This window comes from Microvenator marinus (assembly GCF_007993755.1).
GTDB classification, from domain to species: Bacteria; Myxococcota_A; Bradymonadia; order Bradymonadales; family Bradymonadaceae; genus Allomicrovenator; species Allomicrovenator marinus.
The window spans coordinates 2981485-3004107 of the sequence record NZ_CP042467.1 but is presented as its reverse complement, the minus strand read 5'-3'; the positions used below and the strand labels follow the sequence as shown (position 1 = coordinate 3004107).

Genomic DNA, 22623 nt, shown 5'->3' with positions numbered 1-22623 from the left:
AACAGGCGACTTTACCTCATCAAAAAGCGTGTCTGTGTGGGTGCAGGCAACCTGCCGAGGCTCAATTTCTTGAACTCTGTACGAAAGCAGGCAGCCTCTTTTTTATGCTCATCTCCGAGCCGGAGATCTGACCAAAGCACGCGGCTTTGAGTGACGTAGAGCTCCACCCGAACGACCCGAGGGCGTTTTTCTGAGTCTCCAAAACATGAGTCCATAATGGACTTTCCGACCTTCTTGAGCTTCGCATCAACAATGGCGCCTGAACGTTCACATTCACTTGACCAGGCTTTGCAGCAGGGTTTTCCACCCAGCCCAACATGGTCACACGGCGTCGTGCATTGCCTCGGACACGATTTGATAGCTTCGGCGTACCACGCATTACAGGCGTCCTTGCCTTCCATTTCGCAACGCACCTCCATGACCGAAACGCAAGCCCCCGGTAGTGTCGACTTGCCGGTCAGAGTCGATTCAACCGCTGATCCGAGCTCTGATTTTGACTTCGGGCTTTGGGCGATATCACACGCCTTCTGAAAGGCCTCTTTTGCTGACTTCAAGTCGGGTTTAGACCCGCGTCGAAGCACGGAACCAAGCCCGACACAGGCGCGCGCGTCCTCCTTCTTACATGCAGATTTGAGCAGCTTAAGGCCGCTCTTTGGGAACGGCTTTGGTTCTGCTTCAAACTCCCTGTAGTACGCGTGATTCATACACGCTTCGAGGTCACCTTTTTCGCATAGAGCGCGTGAGTCTTTAGACGAATCTTGAGCCGTAGCACCCAAAGAATAGAGCGCCAAAACTATCATCAGAACTATTCTCATTTGCATCCTCCACTCGATTGGACAGCGATAACCCTCGAAAGTTCCGCGAGCCTACCTCCCAGGCTGGCAGTACCCGGACGCTCAGCGGCATTTTTCGCCCAGGCGTTCAACTTTCTGAAGCCACTTTGTCCGGAAACTCTCTTTGGACAAACGAATCGGCCCAATCGAAGTGCTTCGCACAGACACGCCAATGAAATTGAGCGTCAACCGCTTCATCGCAAAATGTGTGGGCGCCCAATAGACCAGAAAGTAATACCAGGGCGGCTGATCCATGGTGGTAATCAATCGCGCCGTCTTACCCGTGAAGAATTTGTCCCACCAGAGTGAGCCTTCGCGTTTCTTAAACGCAAAACCCGGAAGGAGCACTCGATCCAGGAATCCTTTCATGATCCCGGGGACCCCGCCCCACCAGACGGGATAGACCCAGACGAGGTGGTCCGCCCATTTCAAGGTCTCCTGGCTTGCGATCAAGTCGGGCTCGAGCTCGGTGCGCGCTCGATAACCAAACTGCAGATTAGGGTTGAACTCAAGATCCGCAATCACGATCTCGCGCACCTCGGCACCCGCGCGCTCAGCCCCAGTCTTGTAGGCCTGGGCCAGGGCAAAATTAAAGCTCTCCCTATCTGGGTGCCCGATGATGATCGCAATCTTTTTGCTCATGGAAAAACGCTCCAATGGAGTCTAGAGTTTCGTCTGAATCTAGACGGTGGGTTATGCCAATCAGTTTCAAAAATGCTCTGGTCTTGCTCTTCGCCGTTGTCTTGGCGTCCTGCCAACATTCGACGTCAAACAAGCAGGATGCCTCCATAGAATCGGTGGCCCAGGCCAAACTACCTCAGATCGAGGAGCCAGCGCCTCCCGAGTTGTCCGGCGAGTGCGTGACCCATAGCGCTGCGCGTCGGTACGAGAGCAAGGCCGCCGAATATCACGACTATCTGGCCTACATCGAAGCAGTGGAGAAAGGTTGGCGGCGTCTGGAGGTTGTATCGGTCGGGTTCGATCGGTCCAATCAAAAACATCGGGCTTCAGAAATATCCATAGCCGAAGTGCGTGCTGACCGAATCATCGATACAAACGGTGATCATTGGCTAGCTCTATCGTCATGGAATTGCACGCCACCGGCTGCGAACTACTATATCGACCAGAACTTCACCGTTTTTACTTTGGTGCCGGACTTAAAGTGCGAGCTTAAGCAAATATCAGGGTGTGGAGTATTCCCTCGCTACGGTTGTGGCCACGATTCGCCTGTCGAGTGGCAACACTACGCACGGGTACCCCGGCAGGCCGTACAAGGCGACCTGAGGACGATTGAGGTTCGCCCACAGGTATGCATCGAGATTAGTCCTCATGACGGCTATGGGGAGCCGCCTCCTTAGCTACTTTCAATTCGGACTTACCCTTTGACGTTCGTTGCCTATCACTTCATGGGCAGATAATCCTAATTTGAATATCATATGATGTGCATAATGGCTTTATATGTCAGCTAACTAATAGTCTTGGTCGAACGAACGCTCGCTGGAATTCGTCAAGGCCAAGATGAGGTCTTAGAAAGGGCCTTAAACTCACAATTCAAAGTTCAAAGAGGTAACCCGTGAAAGCCTACGCATACGCCAATCACTCGCCCGAAGACGCTCTCGTCCCCTTTAGCTTTGAGCGCCGAGAAGCTCGCGCCCAAGACGTGGTCATTGAGATTCTATTCTGTGGCATCTGCCACTCCGATATCCACTCCGCCAGAAACGAATGGGGCGGGACCAAATACCCGTTTGTGCCAGGGCACGAAATCGTGGGTCGCGTGTCCGCGGTGGGAAGCTCGGTCACCCGATTCAAGGCGGGAGATCTGGTGGGCGTGGGATGTCTGGTAGACAGCTGCCGATCTTGCCCATCTTGCGATTCCGGGCTGGAGCAGTACTGCGACAACGGCTTCACTGGCACCTACGGTGGCCAAGACAAGATCGGGGGAACACCTCATAAGTACACCATGGGTGGGTACTCCAACACGATTACGGTGGATGAGCGCTTTGTCCTGAGTATCCCGGAAAACCTCGACCTTGCTGCGACCGCGCCCCTTTTGTGCGCAGGTATCACGACCTATTCGCCGCTCAAACATTGGAAGGTTGGACCCGGCCACAAAGTCGGCGTCATCGGCCTTGGTGGACTCGGTCATATGGGCGTGAAATTCGCCAACGCGATGGGCGCACACGTGGTGATGATCACAACGTCGCCGGAAAAAGCGCAGGATGCGCAGAGGCTTGGCGCGCACGACGTGTTGATCTCCAAGGACTCAGACGCGATGAAAGCGGCTGGGACCAGCTTTGATTTTCTGCTGAATACGATCCCGGTTGGGCACGATACGGACCCGTACATGAATCTGCTCAAGCGCGACGGCACCATGGTGATCGTTGGCGCCGTCGAGTCGTTAAAGCACGTCAGCGGAATTCCCTTCATTTTCAAACGCCGAAACATGGCCGGATCGTTGATTGGCGGGCTTCCTGAGACTCAAGAGATGTTGGACTTCTGTGGAAAACACAACATCGTGTGCGATATCGAAAGAATCAACATTCAGGACGTGAACACGGCATACGACCGCACAGTAGCTGGCGATGTGAAGTATCGGTTTGTGATCGATATGGCGTCGTTGAAGGGATGACTCTGCGAAAACGATTAGCTGTTCTCTCGGCCATTGCTCCTAAAACGCTTTGAAAACGAGTCGACCAATCCGCAACCTGTCGACCACAGGTCGTATTGCTCTTTGATCGGTTGACGCTACTCTTGGTCCGCCACGACCGAGATAGATCGACAATGAGCGAGCTCCCAGCGTCCTCGTTCCTGTCTCAATTCACCTTCACATCGCACTAATGCACCTTCCTCGTGAGCACGGATTGCGCGCTCGTAAGCATTTCCATCCAATTCTACAATCACTCTGCGCATCCGCGAGTCGACACTCCCTGTGACCACAACACTGCCTCCCTCGGACGGTTGTTCGCTCTGAAGTTTTGTCACCACCCCAAAGAGTTCGAAGTCCGGTGTCGGTGCTAGCTGTCTCAACCGTGATGCCGCTTCACGCAGGTAAGGTGAAAGATCAGCCCCGAGGTGAAGTTGTGTGGGAGTTTCTCTCGATACACTTCGCGACGCTGCCCAGCCGAACCTGACATCTAGCCCCGTGATATCATCACCATCGACGAATCCAGCGAGAGCTTCGCACAGATTCGCGCTAACGCCTTTATCGGCAGCTTCAAAAAACGAACTTCCATCACCCTCGATTCCAGCCCTTTCTGCCGCCCTGAGGGCCTCGGAGATGCCTGACGCAAGCATAAGTGTAGATTTCCTCTCGAAAGGAACCTCAGAGAGGTCAGGAGCTAGCGTAGTCTGCAACTGGGGTGGGACCGGTGAGTGGACCGTGATTATGAAACTTCCTGCTTCAGGCGGAGAAATCTTGAGCTTACCCATAAACTCAGTAGCGGAGGTTGGCTTCCGAGACCGATATACGGATCGTGGGTCGTGAGCAGAACAAGACGCCGCCAGAAGAAGATCGCGTGTGCACTGGAAGAGTCGAGGTCCAAGTTCAAGCGGAAGGCGCCCCTCCCCAATCCCAGGGCCAGTTGTCCGCAGCCGAACGATGTCAAACGTAGAGTCCCGCACCTCTTGCAGAACCAGGTCAATGGACATCTCTTCTGCGACCGAGAGGGTCTCCAAAACTTCCATCAACCGTTGAGGATAATCTCGCAGATTCGGATTGATAGGTTGTTCCAAGACGTACTCGCCTTCCTCAACACGTTTTTTCCACTGGGCATACCGTTCGGGTGTAGTGGACAAGTGTTCCCAACCACGCGACCGCATCCAGGTTGCGACCTGTCGGGGTAAAACCGCCCTCAATGTGGCTGCCGTTATACTCATGGTAACTCTCCACGTCCTATCCTTGACATGATCCCACTAAGGCCAGAAACGTCAAAGATCTGCGTCCTCGGAATTTTAACACGAATCGTCGACGAATTCTGTGATTCCGCCATCCCGTGCAACGAAACCCACCAACCACAATGTTTCAACAACAAACGCTCTTCGTCCTGATCCAGCCAATCTTCCACATTTTCTGGAACGCGGACCACGACCAAGATTCTGGGTACCTGATAATCCGTGTGGCGCAAGTCCTCATAATTCTTTGCCTTGAGGTCGTATGGCCACGGATCTTCAGCTATTTGGCCGCCAAGTTGACACTTGAGTTGCAGGTCAAGCTTCGGCGAACGTCTCGTGCCGTTTAACCCACGCGAACTAATGGTGAGGTCGACACTATCATCATCTGGTTCCGGCTTACCCGAGCGCAAACCCGCTGCTGCGACCACGGCATAAACATAGGCACGGCAGAATTCTTCCTGCTGTTGTGAAATATACATTTCTGACATGAAATCCCCACTCATCACCAGAACTGGAGCGACTCGAAACCTGTTCGAAAAACTTCAGAACGCCCTCTACTTTTTGGCTAACGCCGGAAAGTACCACATCTCTATTCTTGGGCTCAACACCTACTTTCTCTTTGGAAGAGTTGCCCGAGTGACAAACAACTCTGACTCATCGGCGTGGTGAGACGGGAGTTATCAGTAACCCCATCGGTCCACGTCTGGAAGTTCGGTTGATGGAATTGGCGTCTCGAATGCCTGGTGCTCCAGTCTCGCGACATAGTCATCGGTCCACTCAAACCAGTCTGAACGTTGTTCGACGATGTCTCCGTGTTTGTCACGAAAGCTAGACAGGAAATTTCTGAGTTTTTCGGCTCTCTCGAATGCTTGCAAACGGCGTTCGAGATCCTCAATGAGTTTCTCTTCGAGTCTCTTTCTTTGTCTTTCCGCTCTTTCTCGTTTTTCTCGTTCAATACTTGCCATGGTGGCTAAGACGCTATCCATAACATTACGCACGGGTCGACGTCTCTTGAGAGTTGAAATCCCGTCAGGCTCTCATATTCAAATCGCAGCACTACCTTCGTTTTGCGCTCTTTGAGCTGAACAGAGTAGGTATGTTGTCGTCTGGAAGAAGTTGAGTCTATGAATATCGATGAGCAACGAAAACTTGCCGCATTGATTAGAGCGAAAACAGAAGATAACTTTAGTCGATGCGACCCCTTTGGTTCATGCAGTCAACGGAAGAAGGCTCGAGATCGTCACATAGGCCAATGTTCAAAAGGGGTGCGCTGGGAGACTTAAATCGCCGGGTGATTAGCCCTCTTTGAGGATTTCGCGGCTGATGATCATGCGCTGGATTTGTGAGGTTCCTTCGTAGATTTGGAAAATCTTCGAGTCGCGGTAGAGCTTCTCCACTGGGTACTCCTTAGAGTAGCCATAACCACCAAAGACCTGAACGGCGTCGGTGCAGACCTTGTTACACATATCAGCCGCAAAAGCCTTGGCGAACGCGGCCTCTTTGGTGTTCTTGAGGCCGGCATCGTGCCGCCACGCGGACTCACGCACAAGGTGGCGCCCAGCCTGAATGTTCATGGCCATATCGGCGAGCATGAAGCTCACGGCCTGGTGGTGGGCGATGGGTTTGCCAAAGGTGGTGCGCTCCAATGAGTAGGCTTTCGCGTGCTCGTAAGCTGCGCGCGCCACACCCACAGAAGCCGATGCCACAAATGGTCGCGATTTATCAAACGCGCCCATGGCCTGGAACCAGCCGGTGCCCTCGGCACCACCCAGAACGTTGGCCGCCGGAACCTCCACGTTCTCGAACGTCACGCCACGCGTGTCGCTCGCCCGCTGCCCCATATTCTGCTCTTTTCTGCCGACGGTGATGCCCGGGGTGTCCGCAGGCACGATGAAGCCTGTCAGGCCTTTGTAGCCTTTGTCCTTGTCGGTATAGGCGAGCACGAAGTACCACGTGGCTTTGCTGGCGTTGGTGATCCACATCTTTTGGCCGTTGAGCACGTAGACGTCGCCCTTTTTGACAGCCGAAGTCTTGACGCCCTGCACGTCGGAGCCCGCGGTGGGCTCGGTCACGCAGTATGCGGCCATCTGCAGCTCTTCGGTCATCGGCGTGAGGAATTTTTTCTTCTGCTCGGGTGTGCCGAACATGATGAGTGGCGCCTGCGCAAGGCCATTGGCCTCGATCGCGGTGCCGATTCCCGAACAACCCCACGCGGTCTCTTCGGCGATGATGCACGCATCAAGGCAGCCAAGCCCAAGACCACCCGCGTCCTCAGGGATCATGGTGTTCATCAGCCCCAGGTCCCACGACTTCTGCAAAATCTCCCAGGGGTACTCGCCGGTCTCGTCATGATGCGCAGCTGCTGGCCGAATCACGTCGCGCGCGAAATCGCGGGCCGTCTTCTGGTACATTGCCTGGTCTTCTGTGAGTTCGTATCCGATCATTGATTTCTCCTCATTATGGGTCGTGCGCGCACCATACACGCAGAAGAGGTTCCTGTCCTCCTCAGACGCAAGTCGTGCATTCAAATCAATCCGTGGCGAACTTGACGAAAGCCTTTGAGATCGTTAGTGTGCCCGACCCGCGCCCAGTTTATTGATGGCGCAGCCCAGCTAAATAACTCCAGGAGTTAGAGAAATGGCACGTGTAACCGTAGAAGATTGCCTTGAAAGAGTGGAAAACCGTTTTGCGCTTGTCACGCTTGGAACTCAGCGTGCACGCGATTTACGTAAAGGTAGCGAGCGCGTTTTCCCTTCGAAGAACAAAGAGGCGGTCCACGCATTGCGCGAGATTGCGGCTGACTACGTCAAGTTTGACGAGAACTCCAAAGCCAAGCTCCACAGCGTGCTGACGCTTGAGGGTGAGCGCGAGTCCCGCGGACTCTAGAAACTCGCTCTCTCCTGCTCTTGACTCATCTCTTTTGGCGTGCAATATCTGCTCCTACCTCGTCAATTTGAGTCTCGGATACCCCAATAGATTCAGCCGACACACCCATTCGAATCAAAACTTCCGATTGAACACTGGCCCACCTAAAAGACGCGAAAGGCGCAAGGAATGTGGTCATAGCCCTGAAGGGAAAACACGATGCATTTGAAGGAACTTAAAGCAAAGAAGATGACCGAGCTTATCAAGCTCGCGTTGGACGCCGGCGTCGAAGGCGCTGCCAGCTTGCGCAAGCAGGAGTTGATGTTCGCTATGCTCCAAGCACAGACGGACAAAGACGAGCCGATTTACGGCGAGGGCGTGCTCGAGTGTCTGCCGGACGGCTTCGGTTTCTTGCGTGCACCTGACTACAACTATCTTCCAGGTCCCGACGATATCTACGTCTCGCCGAGCCAGATCCGCCGCTTCAACCTGCGCACAGGTGATACCGTGAGTGGTCAGGTTCGCCCGCCCAAAGATAGCGAGCGCTACTTCGCCCTTCTGAAGGTCGAGGAAGTCAATCACGAGTCGCCAGAATCGCTTCGCGACAAGGTGCTCTTCGATAACCTCACGCCGCTTTACCCAGAAGAACGCCTCAAGCTTGAGATGGGCCGAAAGTACCCAAGCATGCGGATTCTGGACCTGCTTTGCCCCATCGGTAAGGGCCAGCGCGCGCTCATCGTGGCGCCGCCACGTACCGGTAAGACCGTGCTCATGCAGGAGATCGCGAACGCGCTTGCGGAGAACCACCCGGAAGTCACGCTCATGGTTCTGCTCATCGACGAGCGTCCTGAGGAAGTCACCGACATGCAGCGCTCGGTCAAAGGCGAAGTCATCAGCTCCACCTTCGACGAGCCAGCAACTCGCCACGTTCAGGTGGCTGAGATGGTGATTGAGAAGGCCAAGCGCCTTGTGGAGCACAAGCGCGACGTGGTCATCCTTCTGGACTCCATCACGCGCCTCGCTCGCGCCTACAACACCGTTGTGCCTCCATCCGGAAAGATTCTCTCCGGTGGTGTGGACTCAAACGCGCTGCATAAGCCGAAGCGCTTCTTCGGTGCCGCCCGTAATATCGAAGAAGGCGGAAGCCTCACCATCATCGCCACCGCGCTTATCGACACCGGTAGCCGCATGGACGAGGTGATCTTCGAGGAGTTCAAAGGAACCGGTAACTCCGAGCTCCACCTCGACCGCAAGCTCATGGAAAAGCGTATCTTCCCATGCCTCGACATCAACAAGTCGGGCACACGTAAGGAAGAATTGCTCATGGGCGAAGGCCAGCTCAACCGCGTCTGGATCCTGCGTCAACTCCTGCACCCACTCAACGTGGTGGACTCCATGGAGTTCATGCTCGACAAACTTGGACGTACTGAAACGAACGACGAGTTCCTTGCGTCGATGAGCGGCGGCGGCTGATTGTGTTTGATAAGCTCAATGAGATCCGAGCACGCTTCTCCGAGCTAGAGAGCCAACTCGGCGACCCACAAATCGCGGGGAATCCCACCGAATACCAGAAGGTCGCGCGCGAGCACGGCAAGCTTCAGGAATTGGTGCACTCGCTCGACCGCTACGATCAGATCGGCGAAGAAATCGCCGATAATCAAGAGATGGCGGAGGATTCGGACCCCGAGATTCGCCAAATGGCAAAAGACGAGTTGGTGCGCCTTCGTGAGGAAAAGGAAGTCCTCGAAGACCGCATTCGCCTCATGCTCATCCCCAAGGACCCGCTCGACGAAAAGAACGTGTTCTTGGAAATCCGCGCCGGTACAGGCGGAGAGGAGGCGGCACTCTTTGCTGCCCGGCTCTACCGCATGTACAAACGTTATGCGGATAAGGTGGGCTGGAAGGTCGAGATCGTCAGCACGAATGAAACCGATATGGGTGGATTCCGCGAGCTCGTCGCCCTAATCGAGGGTGATGAGGTCTACTCGCAGCTCAAGTACGAGGCGGGAACGCATCGCGTGCAGCGCGTGCCTGAGACGGAGACGCAGGGCCGCATTCATACGTCCGCAGCCACGGTGGCAGTGTTGCCCGAGGCCGAAGACGTGGAGGTAAACATCCAGGACCAGGACCTTCGGATAGACACCTACCGCGCCTCGGGTGCAGGTGGTCAGCACGTCAACCGAACCGATTCAGCCATTCGTATTACCCACCTGCCCACCGGCCTTGTGGTCACGTGTCAGGATGAGAAGAGCCAGCATAAGAATAAGGCGAAGGCGCTCAAGGTTCTGCAGTCCAAACTCTTTGAGATGCAGCGCGAAGAACAGCACGCGGCCGAGGCGAGCGAGAGGCGAAGCCAGGTGGGAAGCGGTGACCGCTCCGAGCGGATCCGCACCTACAACTTCCCGCAGTCGCGAATCACCGACCATCGAATCAACTTCACCACCCACCGGCTCGACCAGGTGATGGAGGGCCAACTCGAAGAGTTGATCCAGCCCTTGCAAACTCACGAACAAACCGAGAAACTCAAGCATCTTGAAGAAAAGTAGAGAGGAGAGACCTTGGACTTTGCCTTCTTTATCTTTATGGGTTTCTTGTTCGCAGGCATTTTCTACTTTGCGCACAAGCACGAGCAGAAGGTAATCGCCGAGTGGTTGGCCGTTGCCGATGAGCTAGGCCTAGAGTTTACCGGGTCAGAGATTCTGGGAAAACTTCCGTCCGGAAGACATGTTCGCGTTCGAAAGGAAGTGCGTGGCAGTGGCAAAAATAAGCAGACGTGGACGTGTGGGTCCATCACTGTTGATGCGCTGCCGGTGACGCTTGTGATGACCAGAGAGAATATCTTGCACAAGGCGGGGAAGCTTTTTGGAATGCAGGATATCCAGGCGGGAGATGAGGACTTCGACCGAAAGTTTATGATCAAGGGCGAGGAGACAGACGTGATGGATGGGCTCAAACACCCCGAACTGCGTCAGGCTTTAGAAGAGGTGATGTCGGATTCGTCCATCACGATCGCCCATCAGGAGATTCACAAGCAGGTCCACGGGCATCTCAGAGGTGACGTAGTCCGCATGATGATCACTGAGCTCGACCGACTTGCCGAACGTGTTCAAAGTGTCGCGCCGGCTCCCGAAGATTGGTGGTAGAAAAGCGCATCTTTTGAGCAGACTTGGGAATTTTTTGGAAATGAGAAGCATCTTGTCTGGGTCAAGAGTTATGATGTAGGTATATGTAGGTCTGGCTGGCCCGAAAGAACCATGGACTCCAAGATGAAAGTCGAATCGAAGAACCTTAGTCTTGCCGTAATGGCTCTCCTTTTGTTGAACGCGTGCGCCGAAGCCCAAGACGAAGGCAATCCGTCTATAGAGCTCGCCCCCGGTTTTGACCTCCCCGTCAACGAGCGCGTAGCCACGCTCCCTGCCTACCAGACCGAGGCCGAGCGAGAGCGCGTTAAGGCCGACCGCTTCGATATCCGTGGGAACTACCAGGATATTTTCGGATTTACATCAGCACCGCCCATCGCGAGAGCCGTTGCGGAGTTTGAACGCTCCGACGGTGTTCTGATGTCTTGGGACAACGGTGTGGCGACCTTCCTGATCGAGCTCGTGGACGCGCTCGACGAGGCGACGAATATCTACATTGTGACCTGGGACGAGTCCGAGAGCCGCCAACTCAAGACGTATTTTGCAGATATCGGCGTCAACACAAGCCGACTTGAGTTTTTCGAGTACCAAAACGACACCTTTTGGACCCGTGATTACGGCCCGATCATGATCGCGGATTCCACGGGCGCCCCGGCCTTTGTGGACGCCCGCTATTACCCCGACAGAACTCGCGATGACGCGATACCGACATTCATGTCACGCTATTTTGATGTGCCGGTTTATCGCCCGCCAGTTGCCACAGAAGGCGGCAACTTCATGTCCAACGGAGAAGGCCTCTGCGTGGTGACCGAGTGGTTCCTTCAGGAAAACCCGGGGCTGACGGCAAGTGAGGCTCAGCAGATTAAGCGGGATTATTTCGGATGTGCTCAGACCGTGGTGCTCGAACGCATGGACGGCGAGGGCACCGGCCACGTGGATATGTTCGCGAAGTTCGTTTCCGAGGACACGGTTCTCGTCGGCCAGTATACGACTCGCGACGATCGCACAAACGCCGCGATCCTGGACCGAAATGCACAGCGCCTTTCACAGGTCCGCCTCGCCAACGGCCGGAACTTGCGAGTCGTCCGTATCCCGATGCCTCAGCCGGATTATCCGGTCTATCGCTCGTACACGAACTCCGTGATCGCCAATAATACTGTGGTGGTTCCGATCTACCCGAGCGACCGCCGCTACGAGGCAGAGGCTCTTGAAATCTACCGACAGACCATGCCGAACTATCGGATCGTCACGGTTGATTCGGACGGGGTCATCGAGCTCGGCGGCGCAGTTCACTGCACGACCATGGGATTCGCAACCGGCAACCTTGCCGCGGCAGAACCCTTTGAGCCGCAGCCCGAGCCCGAGCCGCAGCCCGAGCCTACGTCAGACGTCTACGCATCTGAGCCTGCCTTGAGCATTGTAGATCTCCAAACCGTGCAAGACTCAATCTTCGTAGAAGAGCAGGGCACGGTAAATCGCCTCTTCCTCGAACTCGATATCGACCATAGCTACGTGGGCGACCTCGTCGTCTACATCGAGCACAACGGCGAGTACCTGGTGCTTCAGGATCAGGCTGGTGGCAACGCGCAAGGGCTCAAGCGCCAGTTTGATATCTCGGCCTTTGCAGGCCGCGAGAGGGCTGGAGAATGGACGCTAGTGATCGAGGATCGCGCGCAACAAGACGTTGGCAGACTGAATTCGTGGGCCTTGAGCTTCGAAGACTAGACTCGTTTACGAGTAGCTAATGTTTTGATATTCTCCTTGGTCCGGTTTGAATTATCACGCCGGAGTCATTGACCCGCTCACCGAGCTTTCATGCGACATTTTCATGCGGTCCATAAAGGACTTTCATTGGTTTTATGCGATAATGCGGCGGTCTTCGAAGAAACGTTTGCCCAGGTTGATCTGAGCGAAATCCCACACGAAAGGGTGGGCGCCCGCGCCATGTTGGTCCCGGCCACGTACATCGAGACTATTCGTTCTGCGCTCTACGAGCGTGGTTTCTTCCCACGGGTCATCGGCCCCACTGAGGTTGACGCGCCAGAGGAGGAAGAAAATGAATGAAGAAATGCTCGACCTGCTCACACGGGTCTACTCTATCACCTCTCGCCGACTGCTCGCTGAGGCCCTCGGCATCAAGGATATCTCTCCAGAGGCGATCCTTGAGCAATGGGGCTCGGAAGAACACGCTGAGAAGTACAAAAATCTAGGCGATCTCGAAAACCTCATCCTCTCGCATATCAATAAAGCGGGTGGGCAGGTTCGCGGCGAAAATCTGCGCCGAGACCTCGTCCTAGAAGGGCACGGTGACTTGACGTCCACACTTCGCGGGATGATCACGGGTGGCTTGCTCATCGTGCTTCCCAACGTAGGTGAGATGGACTTCGAACTCGATCAAGTCCTCGACGCCACGACGATTCTGCAGCGCGAGCTTCTGCTTCCTGAAGGTCTCTCCGAGCTCTTTGATGAGCTTGAGAACACCATGGGGCTTGAGGGCGCCGAGCTCGAAGTCGAAGATCTAGTTCCGGCCTCGGCATCCATGCTGGAGCTGAACCTTCTCCACGTCTCTACTTCATTGCTCTACATCCCTCTCAAGCTGAACAAATCAGGCGCTCCGAATAAGCGCAATGTTCAGAAAGTCGGGCGTGGTCTGGTGCTTCCTGGTCAGAAGCAGGAATTGGCAGACACGTTTGATCCGAGTGTGGCGCATCAGATCGACTACCTCGGCTTTATCATTGGCCTTGGGGTTGAGCTCGACCTCGTTCACGTGGACGAAGAGTACGCCCGCGGCAATATGGCTGGCATGAAGGCGTTCTTCGAGTCGCCGATCGAAAAACGAAACCGCCAGCTCAACGAGGCATTCTGCAGCCTTAAGACCTGGAGCGAGGTCGACTCGGTGGAGCTCGACACGCCGGATGACGAGATTCACCTCTCGCTCACAGCGACTTCTGGAAAGAAGTTCATCGCTGCGCGCGGCTACGTGCTGAGTATCCTTCGCCGCGCCCAGACGGCGGGCTGGATTCGGATCAAGGACGTGGAGGGGCTCTGTCAGCGCCTCGACGCGCGATTTATGGCTGAGACGCTCAAATCTTCGGGCGCCGATCCTTCCGATTTCATCAACGCGTTGCTCAATCGCGGACTGCATTGGCTGGGCGTGATGGACAACGCGGAGAGCGGTGGTGACGAGGTCGTTCGTCTGACCCCAAGGGGGCGCCGAATTCTCGGCATCGATTCATCCACTGAGGAGCCTCAACCCAAAGGAATGGGGCTCGTGGTCCAGCCAAATCTCGAGATTATGGCTTTCCTGGACGGCGTCACGCTCTCCACGCTCTTCACCATCTACCGCGTGGGTAAGCGTCGCTCGCTCGCCGACCGCGTGGCGATCTTCCAGCTCACAAGCGGCTCCACCCAGCGTGGCTACGCGGGCGGCTTGACGGCAGAGATGGTCAAAGAGCTCCTGACTCAGGGGCATATTCCTCTGCCGGAGTCGGTAGCGTTCCAGCTCGACGATTGGGAGCGCCTGCATCGCCGAATCACGCTCTATACAAAGGGTTTCGTGGTGCGGCACCCGGATCCGGACACGCTCGATATGAGCATCGGGCAGGTTAAACACGACGATGGTGCTGAGGTTGTGCGCCTTGGCCCCTATTCGGCGTTTGTGACCGAGCTCAGTGCCAATTCGTTGCGCCGTCTCACCGAGCGCGGCGAAGGCATCATTCTGGATTACTTGGGCGAGCTCCCGCCGTGTATCGAGTTCGCTGGGCCGCTGCACGTGCGCGTGCTTCACGCCCTCTCAGACGTGCTCACGCTTTATGAACTCTCGTTGATTTCGAAGCCTGTTGAGCAACCTAAAGCGGGTTACCGAGAGTTTGAACTCGATGCCGACAAGATTCAGAAACGCTGGCCTGAAACTCCGCTCAAGAGCGCGATTCATTTCTTTGAATCACGCAGTGTGAACGGGCTTCCACCCGAGCAGAAGATCTTGTTGCTCAGCGCGATTCACGGCGCCCCGGGCGCGAGGTTCATGGAAAAGGTCACCGTGGTTTCGTTCGATGACGAAGAAGTCGCCGATGCGTTTGCCGACCTGACCTCGTCCAACAAGGCTGTGGAGATGCGGCTTGGGCCCAAGGCGTTCCTCGTAGATGCCTCCAAGCGTGAGGAAATCGCTGAGCGGCTCAAAGAGCTTGGTGTAGAGCTCTAGTGGATGGCTCAACGCTCAAAACCTAGTGACGAGCCCTAAACTTTCTGATACACCATCGCCGCGTGCTCGTAGCTCAGTTGGATAGAGCAACGGCCTTCTAAGCCGTGGGTCGCAGGTTCGAGCCCTGCCGGGCACATAAAACAAAAGGCGGACTCTCACGAGTCCGCCTTTTGTGTTTTCGGGAAGCGCAACTTAAACGGTTGGGGAACCTTAGGCTTCCATCACCTCTTTGTTTTGCACGTCGTGTGCCAAACCTTGCATCTGCTTCGTTCTCTCGGTTTCATCAGGGTTTTTGCGGATCCACCCTCTAGTGAGACCTCTCAGATTTCCTAGATTTGCACCAAATCCCCTGACATGGATGTCAGAGGCACGGACCCTTGACCGGGTTTTCATAAGTAAGTAAACGCTTACGAAGGTTTGTCCCCCGGAGAAAACACGTTGAGCACGAAGCGATTGAGCGCCGAAGAGCGGCGAAAACAGATCCTACGAAGTGCGATTTCGGTCTTTGCGCAGGACACCTACCACGGTGCCACCACGAAGCGGATTTCAGAGGAAGCCGGAATCACGGAAGCCCTGATATACCGGTACTTTGGGAGTAAGCGTAAGCTCTTTACCGAGGCCATCGTCTTGACTTCGGAGCGCCTGGTTCGAGGCCTCGAAGAGCTCCTCACCACCCACCGCGACAATCCGATCGTGGCACTCAAAGAGTGCTTTAAATTCTACGCCTTCTACCTCGAGAAGCACCAAGATCTGGCGAAGATGATCTTTCTTGTGATTTCGGAGCTCGACCAGGACGACGTACGTGAGGCGTATCTGCCGAAACAGGAGCGCACGCTCAAGATCATCGCGGACACGCTTGGTTACTGGGAATCCAAGGGCTACCTCGTTGACGGATTGGACCAACAGACGGGTTCGTGGCTCTATTACGGCACCTATCTCATCTTGGCCCTAGTCAAACAAACTCACGGTGGCCTGAAGATCGACCCGGATTTTGCGGTCGAAATGGCTCGCCCATATTTCAAACCGGAAGTTTGGGAGAAGCACTCGGATTTGACGCGCTGAGACGCATCCCTTAGAGTCCGCGCCCTATTCGGCCCAGGTTGGGCCGCTCAGAGGTTTTGAACATGCAACGTGTACATATGATTTCTCTCGGATGCCCCAAGAACCGCGTGGATTCCGAGGTGATGCTGGGGATGATTCAGAGCGACTATCAGGTGGTAGAATCGGCCGAAGACGCCGATATCGTGGTGGTGAATACCTGTGGATTCATCGACGCCGCCAAAGAAGAGTCCATCGATACGATCATGGAGATGGTGGAGCTCAAGAATAAGGGCGCGGTTAAGAAGGTGGTCGTGACCGGCTGTCTTTCGCAGCGCTACTCGGCCGAGCTCGAGCAGGAAATCCCTGAAGTTGACGCGTTCCTCGGCACCAAGACCTTCACCTCGATTCGTGACGCGCTCGCCGGGACCTTGCCGCAGCGCACGTATATTCAGCCTGGTTCGTTCATCATGGACAACGAGGTTGCTCGTACGAACACGATCCGAGGCGGCACCGCCTACCTTAAGATTGCGGAGGGCTGCTCGCGCTCATGTTCGTTCTGCATCATCCCGAAGATCCGCGGCAAACAGGTCAGCCGCCCGATTGAGGATGTTGTGCGCGAGGCCCGAAAGCTCACGGCCTCGGGCGTGCGCGAGGTCGTGCTCGTGGCCCAAGACATGACGAGCTACGGCATCGACTTGGACCCGAAAGAAAACCGCGATTACCTCGTGCGACTGCTTCGCGAGCTGGACTCGAATGTGCCGGACCTCTCGTGGATTCGCCCGCTCTATATGTATCCGTGGAACTTCACCGACGAGCTCTTGGACTGCTTCCAAAACCTCGAGCGCGTGGTGCCTTATGTAGATATGCCGCTCCAACACATCAGCGACCGGATCCTGAAGTCGATGCGCCGCAATATCAAACGAGACCGCCAGCGCGAGCTCATCGAGCGTATCCGCGCCATCGACGATATGGTCCTGAGGACCACGTTCATCGTGGGCTATCCGGGCGAGACCGACGAAGAATTCCAAGACCTTTATGATTGGGTCAAAGAAGTGGAGTTCGACCGCGTGGGCGTCTTTACGTACAGCCCCGAGGAAGGCACCGAGGCGGCAAAACTCGACGGCGAGCTTCCTCAGCACGTCATGGACGAGCGCCGCGACGCGCTGATGAGCCTGCAGCAGGAGATCAGCCTCCGCAAGAACCGCGCGTGGATCGGTGATGTCACACAAGTCATCATCGACGGCATTTCCGAGGAGCACGAGCTCGTCTTCGAAGGCCGCCACTACGGCCAGGCGCCGGATATCGACGGCGTGGTCTACCTCTCACAATCCCTTGAATCCGACGCGCATCTGGTTCCCGGCCAAATTGTGGACGTTCAAATCACCGATGCCACGGAATACGACCTCGTGGGCGAGGTCATTCCTTCCGAGCCAATCAGCTTGATTTCGGGTACCTTGCGCTCATGAAAACGCTCGGCACGCATATCGCGAACTTGATGCACAACGACGAGATTAAGCGAAATCTCCCGACGTTGATGAAGTTTGTGGTCCTGATCATTTTGGTGGTGGCGCTCTTTACGGTGCTCTTCCATTTTGTGGCGATCTACGAAGGCCAAGACCATTCCTGGCTCTCAGGGCTCTATTGGGTGCTCGTGGTGATGTCCACGCTCGGGTTCGGCGATATCACCTTCCACTCCGATCTCGGGCGTGTGTTCAGCGTTATCGTGCTCTTGTCGGGCGTGATTCTCCTGCTCACTGTGCTTCCATTTGCGTTCATCCGTTTCCTCTACGCGCCGTGGCTCGAAGAGCAGATGCGTATGCGGGTTCCACGCAAAGTGCCTGACGATATGGAAGGCCACGTCATCATCACCGCGCGCGATTCGATGACCGCGGGACTCGTGGCGCGCCTAAAGCGCGACCAGATAAAGTATATCATCCTTGAGCCCGATGCGACGGCGGCAGGGCACGCCCACACCGACGGGCTTAAAGTTGTGGTCGGGGATTACGATAGCGCTGAGACCTATCGCAACGTTAAGGCTGATAAAGCACGCCTGGTTCTTGCGAACCACAACGATGTCATCAACACCAATATCGCGCTGACCGTCCGTGAAGTCGCACCTGATGTGCCTCTAGCTGCCATTTCAACGGACGACAACGCGATCGATATCCTCGAACTCAGCGGTGCTTCGCACGTGCTCCCGCTCAAGAGATGGCTCGGCGAGCAGCTCGCCAACCGAGTGAACACGCAGCGAGCCGGGCTTCATAAGCTCGGGCAGTACCAGTCGCTGGAGATTGCCGAGCTTCCGGCTCATAACACGCCTTACGCCGGTAAGACCGTGCGTGGCACTAAACTGCGCGAGAAGACCGGCATCAATATCATCGGTGTCTGGGAGCAGGGGAGGCTTGAGCCGGCGCGCCCAGAACTCGAGATCACCAACTCCAGCGTTTGCGTGGTGATGGGGCCGAAAGAAGAGCTCAAAAAGCTCGACAAGACCCTTGCCCGTTATGACAAGAACCCCAATCCAGTCTTGATCATCGGCGGCGGGTCGGTCGGAGCAGCGGCCGCGCAGGCTCTTGCGGCCAAAGACGTCCCGGTCAATCTGCTCGAAGAAAATCAAGTGCGCTGTTCTCAGCTTCAGGGCATTTGTAATCGAATCATCGAAGGGGACGCCGCTGATATTCAGCACCTCAAAGAGGCGGGAATCGACAAGGCGCCATCGGTGCTCATCACCACCAATGATGACGCCGTAAACGTCTATTTGACCGCGTATTGTCGCCGGCTTAATCCTGAGATTCGTATCGTATCCAGAATCACACACGAGCGAAACCTGGACTCGATCTACCGCGCGGGCGCTGACTTTGTTCTGAGCTACTCTACGCTTGGCCTCGACGCCATCATGGCCATTCTCAACGGCAAAGAACTCATCGTTCTCGGCGAAGGAGTAGACCTCTTCAGCCGCAAACTCCCTAAGTCGCTCGCCGGAAAAACACTGGCGCAGAGCGGGATTGGCGCGCTTACAGGGATGACGGTTGTCGCCATCAAGACCAAAGACGAGGTGATTTCTCACCTGAATCCGAGTATGGTGCTCGAAGACGGTATGGAATTGCTTTTGATCGGGTCGATGGAACAAATCGAGGTCTTTGTACAGAGCTTCGAGAGAACCAAGTAGGAAGGAATGCACCTCAAGTTCCTGGTGCCACCAGCGCTCTTGGCCATCTTCGAGGTGGCCGCCGTGGCGTGGACGGATACCTGGCTCGCGCCCGCAGAGTGGCTCGGTCTCTGGTTTTTTGCGTTCGCCATGAGTTGGGGAGCGCTAAGCGCTGCAGCATGGGGATACGCGATTTGGGACGATTGGGTGAGCCAGCGCGGCCGCCATATGTTCGAATCCCTCTACCGGTTCTCCGCGCTCTTCATCTTGAGCTGGATCGGGCTTTTTTTGTGGTGGCCCGAGCTACACCTCGTAGCGCACGAAATCGCGTCTACGCGCTATTTGCTCATCACGTTTCTGAGCCTTGTGTTCTGCGCCTCGACCATGGCGCTACTCCACATCAGACCTCAGTGGGAGCGGGTTTTCGGCTGGGTGCTCTTCGCCCTCTGGGTGGTGCTTTTACCCTTGATGCTCTACCGACTCGCCCGCGGTTCATACGCGCTGGTACACCTCGCGGGACTAGGTTTGCTCTTTGTGGCTTTGGTACGAGTCATGCCAAAGAAACCTTATGCTATGAAGAAGATCGGGCTCGCGTGTGCGGCCCTCGCGCTGGTGGTTTCTACGATGTTTTCACACCGACTGGCTCACGCAGTGGTGGATCGAACGCGGCTTTTTTTCCATGCGAAGTACATGATGGCATGGGCGAGGGATTCTGAGCCTGAAGGCTGTGAGATCCTGGCCGACCCGCAGGAAACGATGGAGGACCTCGTGGAAGATGTCCCGCCTCCAGACGATACCGAAAAGGCGCGGGCCCGTGGCGTCCTCGTGGTCTTCATCGACGCCCTGAGAGCTGACAGAATCGGCATGGTCTACAAGGGGCACCCACTTACCCCGAACCTGGAAGAGTTTTCCAAAAACGCCGTCCATTTTACGAGCTCCTACACCATCTTTCCTTCCACGATCGGCATGATCGCGTCGCTGGGCTCGGGCCGCTACGACGCGCCTGACGGGCAGTTTTTTGGCGAGCATCTCAAGAAGCACGGGGTCAGCTTTGATGGGCATTGGGCGCATGAATACTTGCAGACCTCACTTGGCGATGCGTTTGATGGAGAGCCGCTCGGGGATCCGTCCGCCGAGAACGAGTTCGAGACGACTTCGGATATCTCTACCGACAAGGCTATCGAGTATTTGCAGTCCAACACGGCTGAGCGCTTTGTGTACGTGGCGCACTACTACGACCCGCATGAACACTACGTGCCAAACGATCGCTTTGATTTTGGGCCAGGCCTTGAAGACCGCTACAACGCCGAGGTTGCGCTCGTAGATTTTGAGCTTGGGCGCCTCTTCAAGCACGTTCCGGACGATGTCGCCGTATTGGTGATGAGCGACCACGGTGACGAGCTCGGGGAACACGGCTTTTACTACCATGGCATAAGGGTTTACGACGGGAGCACGCGAATTGTGACCTATCTGAAGGCTCCGGGGCTCAAGCCCGGTGATTACCACGAGCCGGTTTCCTCGGTGGATTTTGCGCCCACGATTGCCGAGCTCCTTGGAATCGAGTTCCCAAGAGCGCATGGCATAAGCCTTCTAGACCCCGCCCAGGACCGCCGCGTCTTTGTGCGTGGCATTGAGAAGGCCGCCATCGTCTCGGACGAATACAAGGTCATTTGGAACTACAAGTCGCGCACCATGGAGGTTTATGACCGAAAGCTCGACCCCGAGGAGTCCAAGAACTTGGCAGACGAGATGATTCCTGAGTTGTGTGAGCCGGGATGAAACTCTTGATGCTGGCGGCCGCAGTCCTGGCGGTGATCGAAGTTTTGGCGGTCTTGGGGACCGACACTTGGCTCAGCCCTTCAGAGTGGGGCCTGCTCTGGCTCTGGTCGTTTTCAGTGGGGGTGGCGCTCTTGGGCGCGATTTCTCTGGCCAAAAGCGCGCTGATGGAGAAGGCATCCGACGGCGGAAGGGTCCTCTTTTTGGGCGCGTACCTCTTCGGTACGCTCTTCGTCTTTTTCTGGATGGGTGGATTTTACGCGATGCCCTTCTTCGGGGTTTCGGTGCTGCCGGCCGAAGAGCCTGAGGTCGCCAAACGCACCACCGAGTTCTATGTGCTCACCGGGGGCTCACTCTGGCTCGCCTTTGCCGCGGCGTTCTGGGCCGTGAAATCCCCGAGCGCGAGGCGCTGGATGGAGTACGCATTCCCACCGGTCTGGCTCGTGATGCTACTCGTGGTCATCTACGATGCGGCGCGCACCTCGTTTGAGCTTGTGCATCTGGCGGGCGTAGTTTTTCTGGGTATTTCGGTGGTGCGAGGGCTTCCGAGCGCCCGCCGCATGGGCCTGACACTTTTGCCAGGCCTGCTCGCCGTCTTGTCTATTGGCGTGATGCCGCACCGCCTTGCGCACACGCTCGCGGAGCGCACCAGGCTTTTCTTCCACCTGCCGCATCAGTTCTCGTTCTTAAGAGAATTGCCCGAGCTTCCGGACGCGCAGAGTTGCTTGCACGTGTCGCCAGGGCCTTCACCTGAGATTCAACCGGTGCGCGGCGTCTTGCTGGTCTTTGTGGACGCCTTGCGCGCAGACCGAATCGGCATGACCTACAAAGGCCGAGAGCTGACCCCCAACCTAAACAAGTTGGCTGCGGAATCTCTTAACTTTGAGTCCGCTTACTCGGTCTATCCTTCCACCACGGGCACGGCTACGTCCATGGGCTCCGGCGAGTATTTGGCAAAGGAGGGACACGCCCTCGGGGATACGCTCGCCGCAAATTCAGTGGCCTTCGAGGGCATCGTGGCGCATCCGTATGTGGCAAAACCGCTTGGCCCCAACTTTAAGACTCACCCGCTCGGCATCGATGGATTTAACCATTGGTTTGATGTGACGTCGGCCCATATGACTTCCAGAGTTTTGGCCCAACTTGACGAGCTCGACGGGCGGTTTGTGTTTCTGGCGCACTATTACGATGCGCATGAATACTACGTGCCCAATGATTTTGTGGATTTCGGAGCGGGGCTGGAGGCGAGGTACAATGCCGAGGTCGCGTTGGTTGACCACGAGCTTGGAAAACTTTTAGAGGCGGTTCCGCCAGATGTGGCAGTGATCGTGATGAGTGATCACGGAGATGAGCTCGGGGAGCATGGTTTCTACCACCACCAGATGCGGGTTTATGACGGTACGGCTCGGTTGGTGATGATGGTTCGAGCACCTGGTCTCGAGCCTCGGACGCATTCCGCGCCCGTGTCCACGGTGGACATCGCACCTACTATCTTTGCGCTCTTGGGGATTCAAGGGCCGCCGATGGATGGCGTCTCGCTTTTGGCAGCGCCGAATGAGCGGGTGGTGATGGTTCGTGGCATAGAGCGCACGGCCTTTGTCTCAAGCCAAACTAAGGCGATCTGGAACTTCTCCTCGCGGACTTTTGAGGTCTATGACCGCAAGACCGATCCCGCTGAAGCCAAGAATCTGGGTGGGGTAGCCGATCCAGCCTGTCAATAGGAAGTCT

At 55.9% G+C, this 22623-nt stretch carries 19 protein-coding genes and 1 tRNA gene; 15 read left to right on the top strand and 5 right to left on the bottom strand.

The features are described 5' to 3' along the window. Positions 1-11: 11 nt before the first annotated feature. Positions 12-815: an SEL1-like repeat protein gene (locus FRD01_RS12270; protein ID WP_146960032.1), complete on the bottom strand. Its 804-nt coding sequence runs from the start codon at positions 813-815 to the stop codon at positions 12-14. Positions 816-896: 81 nt separating this feature from the next. Further along, complete coding sequence (locus FRD01_RS12265) at positions 897-1475, bottom strand: NAD(P)H-dependent oxidoreductase (RefSeq protein WP_146960030.1); 579 nt, start codon at positions 1473-1475, stop codon at positions 897-899. A gap of 53 nt (positions 1476-1528) precedes the next feature. On the opposite strand from FRD01_RS12265, the gene FRD01_RS12260 reads away from it, so the two are divergent. Both FRD01_RS12260 and FRD01_RS12255 read left to right on the top strand, forming a co-directional pair. Continuing rightward, a complete protein-coding gene (locus FRD01_RS12260) occupies positions 1529-2191 on the top strand; it encodes a hypothetical protein (RefSeq protein ID WP_146960028.1) in 663 nt (220 codons plus the stop codon). Positions 2192-2406: 215 nt separating this feature from the next. Continuing rightward, the gene (locus FRD01_RS12255) at positions 2407-3462 is read left to right on the top strand and encodes an NAD(P)-dependent alcohol dehydrogenase (protein WP_146960026.1); all 1056 of its coding nucleotides are present in this window, start codon (positions 2407-2409) and stop codon (positions 3460-3462) included. Between the two features lie 116 nt (positions 3463-3578). On the opposite strand, the gene FRD01_RS12250 is transcribed toward FRD01_RS12255, so the two are convergent. The 3 genes from FRD01_RS12250 to FRD01_RS12240 form a co-directional block, all read right to left on the bottom strand. After that, a complete protein-coding gene (locus tag FRD01_RS12250) occupies positions 3579-4709 on the bottom strand; it encodes a hypothetical protein (protein WP_146960024.1) in 1131 nt (376 codons plus the stop codon). Next, complete coding sequence (locus FRD01_RS12245; RefSeq protein WP_249755578.1) at positions 4706-5212, bottom strand: DUF4365 domain-containing protein; 507 nt, start codon at positions 5210-5212, stop codon at positions 4706-4708. Before FRD01_RS12245 ends, FRD01_RS12250 begins: the two co-directional genes overlap by 4 nt. An 807-nt stretch (positions 5213-6019) precedes the next feature. Continuing rightward, the gene (locus FRD01_RS12240; RefSeq protein ID WP_430700861.1) at positions 6020-7165 is read right to left on the bottom strand and encodes an acyl-CoA dehydrogenase family protein; all 1146 of its coding nucleotides are present in this window, start codon (positions 7163-7165) and stop codon (positions 6020-6022) included. Between the two features lie 196 nt (positions 7166-7361). On the opposite strand from FRD01_RS12240, the gene rpoZ reads away from it, so the two are divergent. The 13 genes from rpoZ (at position 7362) to FRD01_RS12175 (ending at position 22616) form a co-directional block, all read left to right on the top strand. Continuing rightward, positions 7362-7610: a DNA-directed RNA polymerase subunit omega gene (rpoZ, locus tag FRD01_RS12235; RefSeq protein WP_146960021.1), complete on the top strand. Its 249-nt coding sequence runs from the start codon at positions 7362-7364 to the stop codon at positions 7608-7610. A gap of 198 nt (positions 7611-7808) precedes the next feature. After that, positions 7809-9062, top strand: a complete 1254-nt coding sequence (gene rho, locus FRD01_RS12230) for a transcription termination factor Rho (protein ID WP_146960019.1) — start codon at positions 7809-7811, stop codon at positions 9060-9062. Positions 9063-9064: 2 nt separating this feature from the next. Beyond that, a complete protein-coding gene (gene prfA / locus FRD01_RS12225) occupies positions 9065-10135 on the top strand; it encodes a peptide chain release factor 1 (protein WP_146960017.1) in 1071 nt (356 codons plus the stop codon). Between the two features lie 12 nt (positions 10136-10147). Further along, positions 10148-10732: a hypothetical protein gene (locus FRD01_RS12220; protein WP_146960015.1), complete on the top strand. Its 585-nt coding sequence runs from the start codon at positions 10148-10150 to the stop codon at positions 10730-10732. A gap of 123 nt (positions 10733-10855) precedes the next feature. Next, the gene (locus tag FRD01_RS12215; protein ID WP_249755577.1) at positions 10856-12454 is read left to right on the top strand and encodes an agmatine deiminase family protein; all 1599 of its coding nucleotides are present in this window, start codon (positions 10856-10858) and stop codon (positions 12452-12454) included. Between the two features lie 90 nt (positions 12455-12544). Further along, positions 12545-12793, top strand: coding sequence for a hypothetical protein (locus FRD01_RS12210; RefSeq protein WP_146960011.1), 249 nt, complete (start codon positions 12545-12547; stop codon positions 12791-12793). Next, positions 12786-14930 (top strand): hypothetical protein, encoded by a 2145-nt coding sequence (locus FRD01_RS12205; protein ID WP_146960009.1) that lies wholly within the window; start codon positions 12786-12788, stop codon positions 14928-14930. Before FRD01_RS12210 ends, FRD01_RS12205 begins: the two co-directional genes overlap by 8 nt. Before the next feature lie 62 nt (positions 14931-14992). After that, positions 14993-15066: transfer RNA gene (locus FRD01_RS12200), tRNA-Arg, on the top strand. Positions 15067-15368: 302 nt separating this feature from the next. Next, a complete protein-coding gene (locus FRD01_RS12195) occupies positions 15369-15992 on the top strand; it encodes a TetR/AcrR family transcriptional regulator (protein ID WP_249755576.1) in 624 nt (207 codons plus the stop codon). Between the two features lie 62 nt (positions 15993-16054). Next, positions 16055-17437 (top strand): 30S ribosomal protein S12 methylthiotransferase RimO, encoded by a 1383-nt coding sequence (rimO, locus tag FRD01_RS12190; RefSeq protein WP_146960005.1) that lies wholly within the window; start codon positions 16055-16057, stop codon positions 17435-17437. Continuing rightward, entirely contained in the window at positions 17434-19140 is a 1707-nt protein-coding gene (locus FRD01_RS12185; RefSeq protein WP_146960003.1) for a potassium channel family protein, read from the top strand. The genes rimO and FRD01_RS12185 overlap by 4 nt, the downstream gene beginning before the upstream one ends. Positions 19141-19146: 6 nt before the next feature. Continuing rightward, a complete protein-coding gene (locus FRD01_RS12180) occupies positions 19147-20898 on the top strand; it encodes a sulfatase-like hydrolase/transferase (protein WP_146960001.1) in 1752 nt (583 codons plus the stop codon). Continuing rightward, positions 20895-22616 carry a sulfatase gene (locus tag FRD01_RS12175; RefSeq protein WP_146959999.1) on the top strand — a complete coding sequence of 574 codons (1722 nt, stop codon included), beginning with the start codon at positions 20895-20897 and terminating at the stop codon, positions 22614-22616. The genes FRD01_RS12180 and FRD01_RS12175 overlap by 4 nt, the downstream gene beginning before the upstream one ends. The last annotated feature ends 7 nt before the right edge of the window (positions 22617-22623 follow it).